This is a genomic window from Pseudomonas persica (assembly GCF_900291015.1).
In the GTDB taxonomy this organism is placed as follows: domain Bacteria; phylum Pseudomonadota; class Gammaproteobacteria; order Pseudomonadales; family Pseudomonadaceae; genus Aquipseudomonas.
In genome coordinates this window covers 1-250 of record NZ_OLKL01000268.1, presented here as the reverse complement: position 1 = coordinate 250, position 250 = coordinate 1, and the positions used below count along the sequence as shown (strand labels likewise).

1 protein-coding gene is annotated in these 250 nt (G+C 69.6%); it reads right to left on the bottom strand.

Annotated elements, in window-relative coordinates:
- Nucleotides 1–250, bottom strand: a 250-nt coding sequence (locus FQ664_RS26535) for a cytochrome d ubiquinol oxidase subunit II (protein ID WP_144175955.1), incomplete at both ends; no start/stop codon positions are given.

Below are 250 nucleotides of genomic sequence, written 5' to 3'. Positions count from 1 at the left end.
GGTCAGCATCGCGAACGGGCTGAACCAGCCGAACGCGCCGCCCTGGTACACGCCATCGACCAGCGGCAGGCCCTGCACCAGCGTGCCGAGGATCACGCCCTGGGCAAAGGTGGCCAGCAGCGAACCGAGGCCGAACGCCACGCTCCACAGCCGCCGTGAACGGTGCGCCTTGAAGCGGAACTCGAAGGCCACGCCACGGAACACCAGCGCCACCACCAGCAGCAGCACCGGCAGGTACAGCGCCGACAGC